Origin of the sequence: Thalassolituus sp. UBA675 (assembly GCF_002297765.1) — a bacterium.
Taxonomy (GTDB): Bacteria; Pseudomonadota; Gammaproteobacteria; order Pseudomonadales; family Oceanobacteraceae; genus Thalassolituus.
In genome coordinates this window covers 21,478-39,140 of record NZ_DBNJ01000006.1, presented here as the reverse complement: position 1 = coordinate 39,140, position 17,663 = coordinate 21,478, and the positions used below count along the sequence as shown (strand labels likewise).

Genomic DNA, 17,663 nt, shown 5'->3' with positions numbered 1-17,663 from the left:
GTGTCATATGCATAACGTTGTTATAACAGCCTTTCCGGGTGCCATGTCATCTGCTATCGCAGGTGTTGCAGACCTTCTGGTATCTAGTGGCGTGCTGTGGAATGTTATTCAGGGCGAACCCCATGAGCGTTATTTCAGCGTAAGAATTGCCTCCGAGGACGGTCAGCCAGTCCGTTGTGTGAATGGCATCGAGATCTCGGCGCATATGAGTTTTGCTGAAATCGATCACACAGATATTCTGATCGTTCCTACCATTGCTGTTCATATCAATGACGTACTGAAGAAAGAGCAGGCACTGACGGAGCTTCTGCGCAAAGCAGATACGAAGGGTTGGACGATCTGTGGTAACTGCACCGGAAACTTTCTGCTGGCCGAATCTGGTGTGCTCAATGGTCGCAAAGCAACCACGCACTGGGGGTATCGGGATACCTTTGCAGAACGCTATCCCAGTGTTGAACTGGCGGCAGATCAGTTAATTACCCGGGATGGCGATATTTACTGTGCAGGGGGCGGGCTTGCCTGGTTCGACCTCACGTTGCACCTGATTGAGCGTTTCGTAAATCACGAAGTGGCAATGCAGACGGCAAAAGCTTTTGTGTTTGATTACCGCCGCGATAGTCAGCTTTCTTATTCGCTGATGCGTCTCGCTAAGCCTCACAAGGATGACCGCATCAGCGAAATCCAGGAATGGTTGGATACCCACTACGCCGAAAAGGTACTTGTCGAAGAGCTGGCGGCTCAGTTTGGTATGTCCAAGCGAACACTTATCCGGCGTTTCAACAGCGCTTTGGCGATGTCTCCTAACGCCTATATTCAGACAGTGCGCATCGAGGCGGCACGAAAACTTCTGGAAGAAACCGAGCGAACGGTTGATGTCGTAATGAACGAAGTGGGCTACGAAGATGGCAGCTCCTTCCGGCGTCTGTTTCGTTCTAAAACGGGTCTTACGCCAACCGAATATCGACGCCGTTTCAGCCGTAGGTTGTAACCACTGATGAGCAGTGAACATACACCCCGTAGAAAAGTGATCCGCAACCCTGTCGTCAGGCATCTGGTGTTGGCTGTGGGCTGGCTGAGTGTCGCTCTTGGGTTTGCCGGAATATTTCTGCCAGTACTTCCGACAACGCCCTTTCTCTTATTATCTGCTGCGTGCTTTGTGCGTACCTCTCCACGGTTTTATCAGTGGCTGGTTGAGCACCCAAGACTTGGGCGTTACCTCATTTACTATCTGGATGGGAAGGGGATGCCACTGAAAGCCAAGGTATACACTTTGTTGCTGATGTGGAGCATGCTCCTGCTCACCGCCTTTGTTATTCTGGAGCGCCCTATGTTGCACTATCTTCTTCCGGCCATTGGGTTGGGGGTCACGGTTTATATTCTGCGGCTGCCAACGCTGAAAGTAGTGCCAGAAGCTTCAAGCGAAAAGAGTTAATACCATGCTAAATATTTTAAAAGTACATGCTGACTGGATCAGCTTTGTTCTTCTCGCCATCCTGTTTGTCGTGTTTCCGCAAATCGATCTGGCGGTCAGTAGCTGGTTCTATGACCCGGCTTCTGGCGAGTGGTGGGGCAGTGATAGCGCCGTGGCAGACTCGATTTATGGCATTTTCCGCTATATTCCTTATTTCCTGGTACCTGTGCTGCTGTTTTCTGTGATTGCCGGATTCTTTTCCTTTGGTCCAGATAAGGCAAATCGCAAATTACTTACTTTTTTGCTGGTCACCTTGCTCGCGGGGCCAGGTATCCTGGTTCATAGTGTCTTTAAGGAAGGCTTCGATCGCGCTCGCCCCAAGAACGTCGAGCAGTTTGATGGGCACAAAACCTTTACACCAGCTTTTGTTATTAACGAGACCTGCAGTAAAGGGTGTAATTCATTTGTCAGTGGCCACGCTGCCATGGGCTTCTGGTTTATGACGCTCGGTTGGCTGTTCAGCAGTCGCAAGTGGTTCTGGGCCGGGCTGGTTACCGGTGTCGTTTTAAGTGCGACACGTATCATTCAGGGGGGGCACTTTCTGAGTGATACACTCTTTGCTGGGTACGTCTGTTATTTCACATTCCGTCTGTGTGGTTGGTGGATTCTTAGACAGAGCAAGCCAGCGATTTGAAAGCCGTAATAGATTAAGAATTTGATTCCGCCATTTTTAAGAACTGGCGCGAATTGTTACTGATCTGGCTATATTACACCTGTATAACGTTTGTATTACAGACTAATATCAGTACAAAGGTTCTGACATAGGGATCTTTATCTCCACTTTTAAGCCCGGTTCCACCGGGCTTATTTTTTCTTCCTCATTCCTTTTCTCTCTATTTATCGTCCTACGCAATGTCATCTCCTGCGCTTCAGCCTGGCGTTTTCGCGTGTGCAATCAGCGTTCAGACTTTTCTGGTGGTATAAAAAAACGCCGGACGAACCGGCGTTTTTAAGCGAGAAGCTAAGCATTACTCAGCTTCAATACCGACAACCAACCAGGGCGCATTGTCGTCACGGAGGTCGCGTTCAAGATGCCATACATCGAAGATACCATCTTCAGATTTTTCCAGATCATCTTTGCAGCGGCCACGGAACAGAACACTGATTTCGCGGTGGGTTGGCGTCTCATCAGCGCGCACAATTTCTGCGTTAAGGTCCAGAATTTCCGTCTTTGGCGGAACCATCAGACGGTTGCGTTGAGCGGCCAGTGCATCGTACAGCTCAGGGCTAACATACTCACGAATCAGGTCGAGGTTGCCGTCGTTCCAGGCTTGTTGAACAAGGTGATAGTGCTCCAGTGCGCCTTGTGTGAAGGCTTCTGCATCAAAGTCAGCAGGCAACGACATAGGTTGATCAGGAGCCACGGTTGCACTCGCAGTCTCGTTCGCTGACTGAAAGCTCTGATGAGTTGCCGGACCGTGCGCCGCGGCGGCTGCCTGGCGCTGCTGAGCTTGCCCGGCTCCACGCAGAAGGCGAATGATGACGAACGCAGCAAGACCCAGCAGAAGGATGTCCATAATCTGAATGCCTTCGAATGCGCCGCTGCCCAGCAGGTAAGCGAACAGGCCACCGGCCAGCAGGCCGCCCATCATTCCACCCATCATACCGCCTTTGGAAGGGGCAGCCTGAGTGTTACCTGAGGTTTTGTCTGACTGCTTTGCCGGCGCGCTGCGTTGCTGCGTAGGGAAGCTTTTCCCAAAGCCGCCGCTACCAAACCGTTTCGCGTGAGCTTCACTCACTACACCTAAGGTCAGCAGCATGGCCGACAATACCGTGATTAATGCTTTCATTACATTACCCTCATGCCCGGTTGGGCGCCGTCGTGCGGTTCAAGTAGGTAGATTTCGCTGCCGCCAGGGCCGGCGGCAAGCACCATGCCTTCTGACAGACCAAACTTCATTTTACGCGGAGCCAGGTTCGCGACCATTACAGTCAGTTTGCCTTCCAGGTCTTCTGGCTTATAGGCCGCTTTAATACCTGAGAATACGTTCCTGGTTTCGCCATTGCCAATATCCAGAGTCAGCTGCAGAAGTTTGTCTGCACCATCAACGTGGTCGGCTTTGATAATTCGGGCGATTCGCAGATCGACCTTGGCAAAGTCCGGGAATTCGATAGTGTCAGCGATTACTTCATTGCCATCTTCTCTGAGCTCTGGCCCTTTGTTCTTGGCCTTCTTTTCAGCTTTCTTATCTGCTTTTTTGTCGGCTTTCTGATTTTTTGCAGCCGCTGCGCCACCGTTCTCTTTTTCGAGTTCGGTTTTTGTTTCTTCGAGAATGGCGGTGACCTTGTCCATTTCAGCTCGAGCCAGCATAGGCTTGAACTTATTAATCGCATGGCCAGTCAGGATGCTGCGGCGATCTTCCCAACCCAGTGATTCAAGGTTGAGGAAGGCTGCGGTTTTATCAGCAAGTTCAGGCAGCACTGGTGAAAGGTAGGTCATCAGCTGACGGAAAAGGTTCACCGCAACAGAGCAGACTTCCAGTACTTCCTGTTCGCGGCCTTCTTCTTTCGACATGGCCCATGGCGCTTTTGCCTGAATGTATTCGTTGGCACGATCAGCGAGTGTCATGATTTCTTTCATGGCGCGGCTGAATTCGCGCTTCTCATACAATTCTGCGATCTGGTCGCCGGCGTTAATGAAGTCATTCACCATGGCTTCCTCAGCACAGTTCTCACTGAGTACGCCACCGGACTTCTTGATGAAGTTCGCGGTGCGGCTGGCAATGTTGATCAGCTTGTTCACCAGGTCGGAATTAACGCGCTGGACGAAGTCTTCGAGGTTGAGATCGAAGTCATCGACGCTGCTACCCAGCTTAGCGGCAAAGTAGTAGCGCAGATACGTTGGATTCAGGTGGTTAAGGTACGTACGTGCCTTGATAAAGGTGCCACGTGACTTAGACATCTTGGCACCATTAACAGTCACAAATCCGTGAGCGTTGACGGCGGTTGGGGTACGGAAGTCTGCAGCTGACAGCATGGATGGCCAGAACAGCGCGTGGAAGTTAATGATGTCTTTACCGATAAAGTGATAAACCTCGGCATCGGAATCCGGCTTCCAGTAATCATCGAAGCTCAGATCCTCGCGGCGATCACACAGGTTTTTGAAGCTCGCCATATAGCCGATTGGGGCATCAAGCCAGACATAAAAGTACTTGCCTGGTGCATCTGGAATCTCAAAACCAAAGTAAGGTGCATCACGGGAGATATCCCATTCCTGCAGCCCCGAGTCCAGCCACTCTGACAGCTTGTTAGCGACTTCGTCCTGTAAGGTGCCAGAACGTGTCCATTCTTTCAGAAAGTCCTGAAAATCCGGCAGTTTAAAGAAGAAGTGCTCGGACTCTTTTTCTACTGGGGTAGCACCTGAGATAACAGAGTATGGCTTCTTCAGTTCGGCTGGGGTGTAAGTCGCGCCGCACACCTCACAGTTGTCGCCATATTGATCTTCGGCATCGCACTTAGGGCAGTTACCCTTGATGTAGCGATCTGCCAGAAACAGCTCTTTAACGGGATCATAAAGCTGTTTGATGTTGCGGGTAGCGATATGGCCTTTGTCGCGGCATGCTTTGTAGATAGTCGCAGACAGTTCCCGGTTTTCTTCACTATGAGTGCTGTGAAAATTATCGAACGCGATCTGGAAGTCGGCAAAATCGGTTTCGTGCTCGGCTTTAACGCGGGCAATCTGCTCTTCAGGGCTGATGCCTTCTTTCTCAGCACGCAGCATGATGGCTGTGCCGTGGGCGTCATCCGCACAGACATAGGTACACATGTGTCCGCGCGCTTTCTGGAAGCGGACCCAGATGTCTGTCTGAATGTATTCCAGCAGGTGGCCAAGGTGAATGGAGCCGTTTGCGTAGGGCAGGGCACTGGTAACTAGTATTTTGCGAGCGTTCTGATCGGTCATGACAATTCGTTTCGGTGGCTCTGAAAAAGTGGGGTCATATTGTAGCGGCTCCGCTGGGGCAGTTATACCCCAGCGGCATCGGCGGACATTCGCAGGTCAGAAAAACCTGTCAGTCGTCGTCGCGGATATTCGGGTCAATCGTTACTTTGGCACTGCGTATCGTGTTGTCTTTGATCTGCATGATTTCAATACGGTAGCGGCCAATGCGGAGGCAGACGGGAGATTCAGGAATATGCTCCAGGTACTCGACGATCAGGCCGCTCACGGATTTTGGCCCATCAATCGGTAATTCCCAGTGCATCGACTTGTTTACATCGCGGACGAAAGCGGTGCCATCAATGATGAAACTGCCGTCTTCCTGCGGATGAACATCCGGCGAGCTGGCTGCGGCAACATCGGTCGTAAACTCGCCGACGATCTCTTCGAGAATGTCCTCGAGAGTGCAGATGCCATGAACATCACCGTATTCATCGACCACAAGTGCAATGCGACGCTGATACTTCTGAAAGTTAAACAACTGGGTATGCAGAGGCGTGCTCTCAGGGATGAAGTAAGGCTCGCGCGAAAGCTTTTCGATGTCTTCTTTCAGGTATTCACCGGATGAAAGAAAGCGGCTGATATTCCGGGTATGCAGAACGCCGACGACATTGTTGATGTCTCCGCGGAAGACAGGCAGGCGCGTGTGTTGCGTGGTACGCAGCTGCTGAATGATGTCGCTCAGCGGGTCGTCGAGGTCGATACCCACCACTTCGTTTCGCGGCACCATAATGTCGTTCACCGTCATCTTCTCCAGGTCAAGAATGGAGATCAGCATGTGCTGGTGACGTTTCGGTATCATAGAGCCCGCTTCGCGGACTACGGTACGCAGTTCTTCGGTACTCAGGTTGTCTGGTGTCGCATTGGCGACATCAACACGAACCAGTTTAAGCAACCAGTTGGCAATAGTATTAACAAACCACACCGCTGGATGAAGCGCCCATTGCAGCCACAAAAGGATCGATGAGGCCGGGAAGGCGATTTTCTCCGGCGCAATCGCTGCCAGAGTCTTCGGTGTCAGTTCTGCGAAGATCAACACAATCAGGGTGAACAGTATGGTGTTTACGAACACCGCCAGATCCGGATTGTCCGGCCATAGCCGCTGGCTGATGATGGTTGCTAAGGCAGCCGCAGCAAAGTTCACCAGATTGTTGCCGGTGAGAATGGTACCGATCATCCGGTCTGGCTTCTCAAGAAGCTTAACCGAGCGCATGGCTCCTTTGTGCTTACTCTTGGCGAGGTGGCGCAGACGGTAGCGGTTGAGAGACATCATGCCGGTTTCAGAGCTTGAGAAGAAACCTGACAACACGATTAAAAGAGCAAGTATGCCGAAGAGCACACTCAAGGGAACGTCGTTCAAGACGGTGTCCTATAACTGATACGATTCCGCCATCATAGGCACTGACGTTAGGGTGTCAAGCGGCTGGCTGACCGGTCTGAAGGCTCAGGCCCGGTCGAGCACATACTCCAGTACAAACTGAGTACCAAAGTAGGCGAGAATCAGAAAGCCGGTGCCGGTCAGAGTCCATTTGCTGGCGACGGGGCCGCGCCAGCCAAAGCGGTATCGACCGAAGAGCAGAGTCGCAAAGACAATCCAGCCGACCAGTGAGAATGCCACTTTATGGATCAGGTGTTGACTGCTCAGGCTCTCAACGGCTGGCAAGCCAACAACGAAAGAGGCGGTCAGCAGTAGCATCGCCAACCACAGAATTTCGAATAACAGGGCATCCATGGTCTGCAGCGGCGGTAGGGAGCGTATTAGGCCCCGGGTCTGATGCTTCCGCAGGTTTCTGTCCTGAAGAATAACCAGAATTGCCTGCACCGACGCGATGGTGAACAGGCTGAAGGCAACGATCGATAGCAGTATGTGCCAGATCAGCGCGTAACTAAGGTCGGTTAACAGTACCTGATGCTGGATCACAGCCGCCAGTACGGCGACAACCGCCCCCATCGGTAGCAGGCCAGTGAACAGATTGTCGACGGGTTTGCGCCAGGCTGAAAACAGAAGAAGCAGGGTAATAATCAGTGCGATCAGCGAACCGACCTGAAACATGGCCATATTGAGAGCATGTTCACTGACCAGCGTGACAGACAGTGATGCCAGGTGCAGAAGTGCGCCAATTGATGCAAAGCCCAGCAACAGGCCTCGCTGTGGTGCTTTGCTGCCCTTGATGACAAGTAGCTGGCGCAAAGCGGCAAACAGATAAAAACCGGCAGCCGGTACTGCCAACGCTAATGCTGTCATGAAACTTCCCCAACACGAATAGCGCCAGTGTCGCATAAGGGGCCACCTCAAGGAAGTGCAATCATGCCAGCCCGGGCTACTTGTAAAGCTGCAGTGTTGCAGCATTGGGAACCTGAGGGGCAACGCGGTATACTCACCTACTTATTTATTTACCGTCAGACAGAGTCATCAAGATGTTTGAAAGCCTTACCGACCGCTTGGGCAGTGCCTTAAAAGGCATTACTGGCCAGGCGAAGCTGACCGAAGAGAATATCAAAGGCACCATGCGTGAAGTGCGCATGGCGCTGTTGGAAGCCGACGTGGCCCTGCCGGTCGTAAAAGATTTTACCGCGCAGGTCAAAGAGCGTGCTGTCGGTACCGATGTACTGAAGAGCCTCAACCCTGGTCAGGTATTCCTGAAAATCGTCCATGAAGAACTGCAAAGTGTCATGGGCGAAGCCAACGAAAAACTGAACCTGGCGACACAGCCTCCAGCCATCGTGATGATGGCGGGTCTGCAGGGCGCAGGTAAAACAACGACCGTTGGTAAGCTTGCGAAGTATCTTGCTGAGCGCGAGAAAAAGAAAGTGATGGTGGTTTCTGCGGACGTGTATCGTCCTGCGGCGATCAAACAGCTTGAAACTCTGGCGAATGAAGTCGGTGCTGGCTTTCACCCATCGACGGCAGATGAAAAACCGATCGATATCGCTAAAGGCGCGATCGATGCTGCCCGCCGTGGTGCGTACGATGTTCTGTTGGTGGATACCGCGGGTCGTCTGACAGTCGATGAGCAGATGATGGGTGAGATCAAAGATCTCCACGCTGCTATTACGCCGATTGAGACTCTCTTTGTCGTCGACGCGATGACAGGTCAGGACGCTGCGAATACAGCCAAGGCATTTAATGATGCCTTGCCTCTGACCGGTGTTGTACTGACCAAGGCAGATGGTGATGCGCGCGGTGGTGCAGCTCTGTCAGTGCGTCATATTACGGGTAAGCCGATCAAGTTTATGGGGATGGGCGAAAAGACCGACGCGCTCGAGCCTTTCCACCCTGACCGTGTTGCTTCACGTATTCTCGATATGGGTGACGTTCTCACCCTGATCGAAGAAGCAGAACGTAAGATCGATAAGTCGAAAGCCGACAAGCTTGCCAAGAAACTGAAAACAGGCAAAGGCTTCGATCTGGAAGACTTCCTTGATCAGATTCAGCAGATGAAAAACATGGGCGGCCTGACAGGTATGCTGGATAAGCTGCCGGGTATGGGTAACCTGGGTGCTATGGCCAAGCAGACGACCGCTGCGGAAGGCCAGTTTAAGCAGATGGAATCCATCATTTTCTCTATGACCCTTGATGAACGCCGCTTCCCGGACAAAATCAACGGCTCACGCAAAAAGCGTATTGCAGCGGGTTCTGGTACGCAGATTCAGGATGTGAATCGCGTTCTGAAGCAGCACAAGCAAATGCAGAAAATGATGAAAAAGGTCACGGCCAAAGGTGGCATGAAGAAAATGATGCGCGCTATGGGCGGCATGGGAGGACCAGGTGGTCCGGGCGGTGGTGGTATGCCGCCGGGTGGGATGCCTCCTATGATGCGCTAAGCAGCTGGCCCGAAGCTAGCTGCGTTGCAACAACTGTGTTGCAGAGTTTTCCGGAATGCTCACGTATTACAATACGCTCCGCTTCCATAAAATTCTGCGCCATGTTGTTGCGGCCTCGCTGACGCTTCTTCATTTCATAGATATATCCCGCTCCGAATATCACTTATTTTCTGACACAAGGTGTCGCCTATGTGGACCCAGAAAACCATCCAGTTAAAAGCTCGCGCTCGCGGCTTTCATTTAATTACCCGTGAGATTGAACAGGCGTTGCCTGAGCTTGCCGATGTTTCCGTTGGTCTGCTTCATGTGTTTATTCAACACACCTCAGCGTCTCTGACAATTAACGAAAACGCTGACCCGACAGTGAGAGTGGACTTTGAAGAAGTGTTCAGCCGGTTGGTGCCTGAAAATCAGCCATACTACAAACACAATGACGAAGGCCCTGACGATCTGCCCGCCCATATTAAATCCAGCTTACTTGGACCATCTCTTACCATTCCAGTGACGAATGGCAGGCTCGCTCTGGGGACTTGGCAGGGAATATACCTGTGCGAGCACCGTGATTACGGTGGTAGTCGTCGGTTAGTACTTACTCTGCAGGGAGAGTAGTGCCGGAATCGAATGATCAGGCACTTTCAGTTGTTCTGGCTTTGTCGATCTGAGCCTGAATCTCTGGAGAGAAGTCGATGCGGATGGATTTGATGAAATCGAAAAGGTCGTTTTCAGCCTCAAGTAGCATGGCGTCGCTATGCCCGTCGGGTAGCTCAAAGTTGTAATCCCCTGTGTCTCCTTCAATCATCAGCAAAGTATTTGAACTAAGCGGAGTAACGAAACACAGATCTGGTGGACCAAGCTCAGCATATCCTGTACGCATATATGCCCAATGGATACCATTTGATTTAAGTTCCACGGCTTCATCAATTGAACTCGGAAATACAAAAAAATCTGGATTGAAATCATTTTCAATCAGTTTTTCTTTAAGGTGATCTCTTATCTCTATTAAGTAGCGCTTTGCATCATCCACGGATAGCCTTGTCACAGTGGCACTCGCTTTACTGACCTGAAAGATTTGTACCATGAGATGGGTAGAAGATAGTTCTAAACCGGAGCTCTTCCGGTAGTATTGAAAAGAACTCCTCATAACACGCTTATAAGACATCCAGTCTTCTGACGGTACATCGTACGTTGCATGGTCCGACAGTGAGCCAATTTCTGTGTCACAGGACTTGGTTTTTTCTATGCTCGCAGTCGGAACAGGGATGTATATGCTGGCAACGTCCGTAGTGAACGTGAATATTACCTGGTCCGAGAAATCTGGTCCTGTAAGAAGTTTTACCATGCCAGTGTCCCAGTTAAATTCTTAACGTATTCAATAAAGCTGGATTTTATGCTTCCAGTACTTGAGTTGTAGTTTGAGAGGGCCGTGTTTGAACCTGATCCAGCTTTGGCCAATGCCTCCTTCAGATCGGTATTAGACGAACTTATTTCTGATGATACTTTTGCCGATGCCAGCGCTCTTTTATTATCGGTGAATTTACCCTCTATTTTGGCACCTCGGCGCTGAAATGCATTAACGACCTGAGCGGTGTCAGCGACGGGGTTTGTCAGTATAAAGTGGTGTTTATCTAGTAGATTGGGTAAGTGCTCTACGGCTAATTGCAGTAACTTAACCGTGTCACCCTCGATCTGCCATTTTATCGGTTTACCATTACTACGGTGCTTCTGTGTTTCACTTAATACACTAGCAAGCTCTTTCGCAACCACGGCCGGGCGCATGGCTCTTGAATCCGGTGTCATCCATAGCCCCATCTCATTCTCAATCGCAGCTGGAATATAGAAAAAATTAAAACTGTTTGGAACCTCCCAGCCGTCAACCCCGGCAAGAGTTTGAAGTACCCTTGCTGCCCGCGTTGCTTTTGCATGCGCTTTGATAAAGCCTTGCTCGTGTTCAGCAATTTTCGTGAGTACCTCAGCTGATTTACCTTCAAAGCTTTGATATAGCCCAGCTTGGTCTTCACCTTCTTCAGAAGCCCGTTGAACACCTGTGATATACACCCCGGCAGGAGTTTGATTGTCTTCAGAGCCTTGATGAATCTGATAGTAAATCGCCAGCTTGCCAATACTCTCCATATATTCGAATGGCGTACCTGTGTTCTGGTTGGCAGTGACATTGCCACCTAAAGCGCCCAGCTGCTCAATTTTGGAGGTCATTTGTAATGCGCTGGCTTCATCCGATTGAAAGGCATGAGCAAACAAAGGCGCCAGAGCAGCGTCGATAAATACTTTGCGGCCTCGGTTGGTATTGGTGTTCTTTGAAAATGGAATAAACTGGCGTGTGTCGGCTTTGCTGCCCAGAGTGTAGGCGAGTTTACGGCGGTGATGTACGATCATTGACACTATTGAGGCTCCCTGTCAGCTTTGCTGTCCTATTGGTGTGCAAGAATACCAGTCGGTCTGGCCCCAAACAACACACACTCAGGATTCGTTGGACGTTTTTTTGCAGAGCAACTTCTTATGAGACTGTTAAATTACGACACTCTGGATATCGTCGGTTTTGCGGGCGTGAGAGAACGCATTCTGGTGATGGACTCGCGTCAGTTCGGATATCAGAAGCGTGAGGATACCTGGGAGGGCTTGGGCCAGTTAATGTATCTTGCGCACGCGTACTTTAAGCCGGGTGGCAGCACTGGGCGTCATCAACACAGCGACATCGATATTGTCAGTATCGTTACCCGCGGGCGTCTTCATCATGAAGGCTCGGCAGAGGTACAACCGGATAGCGTAGCTGAAGACAGTACTCAAGGCTTAGTCGAAATTAAAGCCGGGCAGGTTATGGTGCAACGCTCGGGAAAATCCGGTTTTATGCACAATGAAATCAACCCAGATGCTGATATTGTGGGTATGGTACAGCTTTGGCTTCAACCGGCAGGTAGCGTTTCCGAGAGGGCGAGCCAGACTGTCATCGATGTTGGTCGTGGCCTGACAACTGTGTATCAGGGTATAGATACCGAACTAAGTATCTCTTGTCTCATGGAAAAGGAACTGCTGTCACTTCAGGACGGCTGGCTTTGCTACTTATTTCAAGGTGAACTGGAAGCAGGAAATCATACGATTCTCCGCGGCAGTCTTTTCTATCCTGATGAAGGTGAGTATCTGGCCAAAACCGATGACACCCGATTACTTATAGTTAAATCTGTTTTAGCGGAATAATGACTCCCAGAAATAATGAGGACAACAATGTTCAGAACTCTATTGATGCTATGTGTGTGTATTGTACTCACAGCCTGTAGCGGCACACCTTCAGACACCCTGATTGAAGAGTCTGTTGCACAGCAGAAGACAGTCAGCAATATGATTCGCGTGGTAAGTGTAGAAAAGTTAAATGGCTGGAAGGATCAGGAGTTTTATGTAGCCGATGTCCGCTATGAGTTGGAATTTCTGACCGACTATAAAACCTTCAGTGAGTCTTTAAAGGACGAAACCCCAGATTCTCTGGTGGGCAGTTTCTTTAACGGTTTCGGGTTGCTTGCACTATCAATGCAATATGGGAAATTCGAGAAAGGGCAGAAAGTAACTGAGCGAGCCGAATTTCGTTTTCGTGATACTGAAAACGGCTGGCAGTTGGCTGATTAAATGAGGTGCAGCATCACGACTCTGTGATGCTGCTCTGATGAACTTATATTAATTCCATCAATGCTTTCTTACTGTAATCCGTCAGTTCGTCAAAGCGACCTTCACGAACTTTTATAACCCACTCAGGGTCTTGCAGCAGGGCACGGCCTACAGCGACGAGGTCAAACTCGTCATTGCCCAAGCGCTCGGCCAGTTCATTAATGTTGCCGTGGGCAACGCCCGATGCATCAATCATGTCGCGTTTATCTTCATCAATAAAGCCGGCATTCAGACCCACACTGCCGACAGTAATCGCAGGCTTTCCGGTCAGTTTTCTGGTCCAGCCAGCAAGATTCATATCAGAACCTTCGAATTCTTTTTCCCAGAAGCGACGAGTAGAGCAGTGGAAGATATCAACGCCAGCATTTACCAGCGGCTTCAGGAACGCATCAAGCTCTTCCGGCGTATTGCACATGCGTGCGCTGTAGTCTTGTTGCTTCCATTGAGAGAAGCGGAAAATAATCGGGAAATCAGGCCCGACCCGATCACGGATTGCCTGAACGATTTCACAGGCAAAACGGGTACGTGCTACCTGGTCACCACCGTACTCATCATCGCGCTGATTTGTTCCTTCCCAGAAGAATTGGTCGATCAGGTAACCATGAGCGCCGTGAATCTCAACCGCATCAAAGCCAATGCGTTTTGAATCTTCAGCGGCTTGAGCAAAGGCTTCGATGACGTCGTTGATATCGTCTTTTGTCATTGCGACGCCGGTTTCGCGACCGGGCTTGAACAGGCCCGATGGACTGTAGCCGGGCACGGATGGATCAGGCTCGGTACCTTCTTTGCGGACAGCGCCCACGTGCCATAGCTGAGGAGCGATTTTGCCGCCCTTAGCGTGCACAGCGTCTACCACTTTCTTCCAGCCGGCTAAGGCTTCTTCACCGTAGATAAATGGAACGCGGGCATAGCCGTTTGCGCCTTTATGTCCGACACAGGTGCCCTCGGTAATGATGAGACCGACTCCGTTCGCTGCACGTCGTTCGTAATAGGCGACGTTCAGGTCGTTAGGCACGTTTCCCGGCGAGTAGGTGCGGGTCATGGGCGCCATGACGATACGGTTGCTGAGTTCGAGCTTGCCAAGCGTTATCGGTTGAAACAGTGCATCTGTGGTACTCATGAGGGCTCCGTTTTTTGCTGTTATCGGTAGTGAGTGATGGCACTCTGACATTGGACTCTAACACTGCATTCCCGCCCGGTATCGAGCTATTTGTGCCATATAAGAGTGAGGTGATCTGAAAAACACTGTTGCGAATGCGTTCGGGACGGTTACGATGCCGGCGTTAAACAGAGAGTTAACCGGACAAGTGTGAAACTGAGAAAATATGAAACTGAAAAAAATCGATAAAGCACGTTATCAGGAGCGTCGTTCACGCATCCAGTGGGCAATGATCGCAGGCTTGTTCGCAACGAGTCTGGGGTTCGCAGAATTATACCGTTATCTTTTTGTCGGCGGAGAATCCAGTCTGGCGCTCAATGCTGCGGGGGTGGCGACCGGCGTAGCCATCGTTACTTTCGTGTTGTTCAGGCTTCGCGATACGCCGTATTTCGATGAGGTTAATTATGTCTGGAAGCTTAAACAGGAGCTGAACCGGATTTATCGTAAGACGAAACCATTGGATCAGGCGCTGGAAGCGGGCAGTCGCGACGCGTTGATCATCAAGTTGTACAGCCTTGAGGGCTCGCGTCAGGTATACGATCTTGATGACAACACTCTGACGATGTCTGAGCTTGTTAAACAGTTGGATGAGTTGAAATCCCGCATTGAAAACGAGGCGCCGGGGGTTACCCATGACGACTACCGGCCCGAACTGTTAGAGCGGCTGTCGTGACCGCCGCGCGGGTGCGTAACGCCGTCAAAGCATGTAAACTACGCCCAATTTTCTGAGCACCAGTTTAGGTTCTACAACCATGATGAAATATATCTCCACGCGCGGTAATGCGCCGGAACTTACTTTTGAGGATGTCCTGCTGACAGGGCTGGCGTCTGATGGCGGCCTTTACGTACCAAAGGAAGCACCGCACTACACGCTTGAAGAGATCGAATCATGGCGTGACCTGCCATACACCGAGCTGGCGCATAAGATTGTTTATCCGTTTGTTGAAGGTTGTGTTGATTCAGATGCCCTGAAAGGCATGCTCGAAGACGTATACAACAACACTAACTTCGGTCACAAGGCGATTGCTCCGCTGCAGCAGCTGGATCATAACGAGTATGTTCTTGAGCTGTTTCACGGCCCGACGCTGGCGTTCAAGGATTTCGCACTGCAGTTGCTTGGCCGCTTGCTTGATTACGTGGTAACGCGTCGTCAGGAAAAAGTCGTAATTATGGGTGCGACGTCGGGGGATACCGGTTCAGCGGCCATCGAAGGCACCAAAGCCTGCGACAATGTCGATATCTTTATCCTTCACCCATATGGCAAGGTATCAGAAGTTCAGCGTCGCCAGATGACGACCGTTGAAGGTGACAACATTTACAACATCGCCATCGAAGGTAACTTCGATCAGGCTCAGGACATGGTCAAAGCCAGTTTTGGCGATCAGAGCTTCCTTCGTGGTGAGCGCAAACTGGTTGCGGTCAACAGCATTAACTGGGCACGCATCATGGCCCAGATCGTTTACTACTTCTATTCAAGCCTCAATCTTGGTGGTCCTCTGCGTCCTATGGCGTACTCTGTACCGACCGGTAACTTTGGTGATATTTTCGCGGGTTACATGGCGCGTAAGATGGGCCTGCCGATCGAGCAGCTGATCATTGCTACAAATAACAATGATGTACTGCACCGCCTGATGAGCAAGAATCAATACGAAGTTCGTCCTCTGAAGCATACGATCACACCTTCTATGGATATCGCGGTGTCCAGTAACTTTGAACGTCTGTTGTTCGACCTGTACGACCGTGACGGTGCCAAGCTTGCTGGCCTGATGGCGAAAATGAATGCCCGTGATGATGTTGTCTCTCTCGACGAAGATAAATTGGCGAAGGCTCGTGAACTGTTTGACAGTCTTGCGGTCGATGAAAAGACCACGGTTGAAACAATGCAGCTGGTCTTTAACGAGACAGGCTATCTGCTTGATCCGCACACCGCGATTGGTGTTAAGGCTGCGCGTGAGTGTCGCCGTAACCCGAATATCCCGATGATCACACTCGGTACTGCGCATCCGGTGAAGTTCGAGGATGCCGTAGGCCGTGCAGGATACGAGATGCCAGCGCTGCCACATCACCTGACGGATCTGATGGAGCGTGAAGAGCGTTTGTCAGTATTGCCAGCAGATCTTGAAACGGTACAGCAGTTCATCGCCGACAACACGTTCCGCGACTGATCAGAAATATCCGTATTGAGCGCCGTCGTTTGGGTATCGGCCAGCGGCGGCGTTTTTGTGTCAGTTGTCTACGAATTACACAGGAAGGCTTATGGAATATCAGTTACTCAGTGAGTACCCACAGAGCTGGATTTTTCGTCACCGGGAGTTGCCTGTGCCACAGGAACTACTGGATGATATCCGCCCTCTAAGTGAGTCATCAGCACTGGCATTCTGGCGTCAGCAGATCAGCAAAGAGGCGACGCATGCGGCGCACTTCATGAATGATGACTGGCCAAACCGGAATGGAATCTGGCATGAGAAAGCCGAGTGGCAGCCTCGTTGGGAGTCTGATGATAACTCGCTTCCAGAAGAACTCGATTTCGGTGACTGGGAAAATAACACCACGGTGTTTTTCTGCTACGACTGCCACAATGTCATCCAGACGACCTGGGGCACGTTCAGGCAATGCTGGAAGAACTTTCTGTTCTACGACGACGAACCTCTGCTGCTTGGCCGCCGCCGAATGCAGGTAGCGCGCTTCCACTCTGATGGCACCTTTGAAACAGGTGTTCGATGAACGGAAACGGGTGTTCGGTGAACGGAAACGGGTGTTTGGTGAGTGATTCCGATCATTCCGTCGTGAATAAATTCTGTGATTAAATGCTGGCTTCTGTTTTACCGGGAATACGTATGCGCTTTTATGCGGTAGTCATTGTTGTTTTCTTAACCTCTTTAACCGGGTGCGCTCACTGGCCCAGTGCTGAGCACCGTAATGTTACCCTTGATGGCGTTGAGGTGTTGTTAGAGCAATACTGCCAACCCGCGCAGAGTAGTGATTCAGATTTTGATGACATGCAGCAATCGCTAAAGGAGCAGCAGCAGCGCCTAGAGACCCTTGCACACTCGATCGATCGCCTGGCTCAGCGTCCTGTCTCTCAGGTGCCTCGCCCAGCCCCTGCTCCGCAGTGCCAACCCGCACTGATGAAAGCGACAACGGATGCTGATAATAAAGTCGTAGTCGGTGCTACTGAGTGGGTATTCCTGTCGCCTCCCGGGCGCTACTTGTCGGCCCGGGTTGATACCGGGGCGGAGACATCCTCCATCAGTGCCCGCAATATCGTGCGTTTCGAGCGCGACGGTAAGCGCTGGGTCTCATTCGATCTGGATACGGGCAACGCCGATAACGACATTCACCTTGAAGTTCCGTTGGAGCGAAACGTCCTTATCCGTCAGGCATCCTTTGATGACGTCGACCGTCGCCCGGTGGTTGTCTTCGATGTGAAACTGGGTGACAACCTGCATCAGCCGACTGAATTCACGCTTGCTGACCGTTCACGGATGTCTTATCCGGTGCTGCTTGGTCGCTCCTTTTTGAAAGACGTCGCTGTCGTTGATGTCGGTCAGGAATTCATTCATCCCCGTTCTAAACAACGCTGAAATACTCAGGTCGCT

The 17,663-nt window shown here is 51.0% G+C and carries 18 protein-coding genes; 11 read left to right on the top strand and 7 right to left on the bottom strand.

Annotated features, from left to right (window positions below; genetic code table 11):
• Positions 1–7 precede the first annotated feature (7 nt).
• The 3 genes from B3007_RS02545 to B3007_RS02535 are packed head-to-tail and all read left to right on the top strand — an operon-like array spanning position 8 to position 2,105.
• Positions 8–988: a GlxA family transcriptional regulator gene (locus B3007_RS02545; protein WP_068435646.1), complete on the top strand. Its 981-nt coding sequence runs from the start codon at positions 8–10 to the stop codon at positions 986–988.
• Between the two features lie 6 nt (positions 989–994).
• Positions 995–1,432, top strand: coding sequence for a YbaN family protein (locus B3007_RS02540; RefSeq protein WP_301377990.1), 438 nt, complete (start codon positions 995–997; stop codon positions 1,430–1,432).
• A 4-nt stretch (positions 1,433–1,436) separates the two neighbouring features.
• Complete coding sequence (locus tag B3007_RS02535) at positions 1,437–2,105, top strand: phosphatase PAP2 family protein (protein ID WP_297533224.1); 669 nt, start codon at positions 1,437–1,439, stop codon at positions 2,103–2,105.
• Positions 2,106–2,439: 334 nt separating this feature from the next.
• Here the strand turns inward: B3007_RS02535 and B3007_RS02530 are convergent, their stop codons facing one another.
• From B3007_RS02530 to B3007_RS02515, 4 genes are all read right to left on the bottom strand, one after another.
• Positions 2,440–3,261: a Tim44 domain-containing protein gene (locus tag B3007_RS02530; protein ID WP_068440644.1), complete on the bottom strand. Its 822-nt coding sequence runs from the start codon at positions 3,259–3,261 to the stop codon at positions 2,440–2,442.
• Positions 3,261–5,372 carry a methionine--tRNA ligase gene (metG, locus tag B3007_RS02525; protein ID WP_301179454.1) on the bottom strand — a complete coding sequence of 704 codons (2,112 nt, stop codon included), beginning with the start codon at positions 5,370–5,372 and terminating at the stop codon, positions 3,261–3,263. Before metG ends, B3007_RS02530 begins: the two co-directional genes overlap by 1 nt.
• Before the next feature lie 109 nt (positions 5,373–5,481).
• Positions 5,482–6,768, bottom strand: coding sequence for an HlyC/CorC family transporter (locus B3007_RS02520; protein ID WP_301179455.1), 1,287 nt, complete (start codon positions 6,766–6,768; stop codon positions 5,482–5,484).
• An 84-nt stretch (positions 6,769–6,852) separates the two neighbouring features.
• On the bottom strand, positions 6,853–7,653 hold the full coding sequence (locus B3007_RS02515) for a cytochrome C assembly family protein (protein ID WP_301377989.1): 801 nt from the start codon (positions 7,651–7,653) through the stop codon (positions 6,853–6,855).
• Positions 7,654–7,826: 173 nt separating this feature from the next.
• On the opposite strand from B3007_RS02515, the gene ffh reads away from it, so the two are divergent.
• Positions 7,827–9,233 carry a signal recognition particle protein gene (gene ffh, locus B3007_RS02510; RefSeq protein WP_297533220.1) on the top strand — a complete coding sequence of 469 codons (1,407 nt, stop codon included), beginning with the start codon at positions 7,827–7,829 and terminating at the stop codon, positions 9,231–9,233.
• 189 nt (positions 9,234–9,422) lie between these two features.
• Positions 9,423–9,842 (top strand): secondary thiamine-phosphate synthase enzyme YjbQ, encoded by a 420-nt coding sequence (locus B3007_RS02505; RefSeq protein WP_068440633.1) that lies wholly within the window; start codon positions 9,423–9,425, stop codon positions 9,840–9,842.
• Positions 9,843–9,858: 16 nt separating this feature from the next.
• Here B3007_RS02505 and B3007_RS02500 read toward each other — a convergent pair whose 3' ends face one another.
• Both B3007_RS02500 and B3007_RS02495 read right to left on the bottom strand, forming a co-directional pair.
• On the bottom strand, positions 9,859–10,392 hold the full coding sequence (locus B3007_RS02500; protein WP_301392206.1) for a hypothetical protein: 534 nt from the start codon (positions 10,390–10,392) through the stop codon (positions 9,859–9,861).
• Between the two features lie 173 nt (positions 10,393–10,565).
• Entirely contained in the window at positions 10,566–11,444 is an 879-nt protein-coding gene (locus tag B3007_RS02495; RefSeq protein ID WP_301377988.1) for a hypothetical protein, read from the bottom strand.
• 303 nt (positions 11,445–11,747) lie between these two features.
• On the opposite strand from B3007_RS02495, the gene B3007_RS02490 reads away from it, so the two are divergent.
• Complete coding sequence (locus B3007_RS02490; protein WP_301377987.1) at positions 11,748–12,443, top strand: hypothetical protein; 696 nt, start codon at positions 11,748–11,750, stop codon at positions 12,441–12,443.
• 27 nt (positions 12,444–12,470) lie between these two features.
• Positions 12,471–12,866: a hypothetical protein gene (locus tag B3007_RS02485; protein WP_301377986.1), complete on the top strand. Its 396-nt coding sequence runs from the start codon at positions 12,471–12,473 to the stop codon at positions 12,864–12,866.
• Positions 12,867–12,909: 43 nt separating this feature from the next.
• Here the strand turns inward: B3007_RS02485 and B3007_RS02480 are convergent, their stop codons facing one another.
• On the bottom strand, positions 12,910–14,025 hold the full coding sequence (locus B3007_RS02480; RefSeq protein WP_301377985.1) for an NADH:flavin oxidoreductase: 1,116 nt from the start codon (positions 14,023–14,025) through the stop codon (positions 12,910–12,912).
• 205 nt (positions 14,026–14,230) lie between these two features.
• On the opposite strand from B3007_RS02480, the gene B3007_RS02475 reads away from it, so the two are divergent.
• The 4 genes from B3007_RS02475 to B3007_RS02460 all read left to right on the top strand — a co-directional run bounded on the left by B3007_RS02475 (position 14,231) and on the right by B3007_RS02460 (position 17,648).
• A complete protein-coding gene (locus B3007_RS02475) occupies positions 14,231–14,737 on the top strand; it encodes a DUF3087 family protein (RefSeq protein ID WP_068440614.1) in 507 nt (168 codons plus the stop codon).
• Between the two features lie 82 nt (positions 14,738–14,819).
• Positions 14,820–16,229, top strand: a complete 1,410-nt coding sequence (gene thrC / locus B3007_RS02470) for a threonine synthase (protein WP_273088439.1) — start codon at positions 14,820–14,822, stop codon at positions 16,227–16,229.
• 91 nt (positions 16,230–16,320) lie between these two features.
• The gene (locus B3007_RS02465; protein ID WP_297533214.1) at positions 16,321–16,788 is read left to right on the top strand and encodes a DUF2947 domain-containing protein; all 468 of its coding nucleotides are present in this window, start codon (positions 16,321–16,323) and stop codon (positions 16,786–16,788) included.
• A 113-nt stretch (positions 16,789–16,901) separates the two neighbouring features.
• Positions 16,902–17,648, top strand: coding sequence for an ATP-dependent zinc protease (locus B3007_RS02460; protein WP_301392205.1), 747 nt, complete (start codon positions 16,902–16,904; stop codon positions 17,646–17,648).
• The last annotated feature ends 15 nt before the right edge of the window (positions 17,649–17,663 follow it).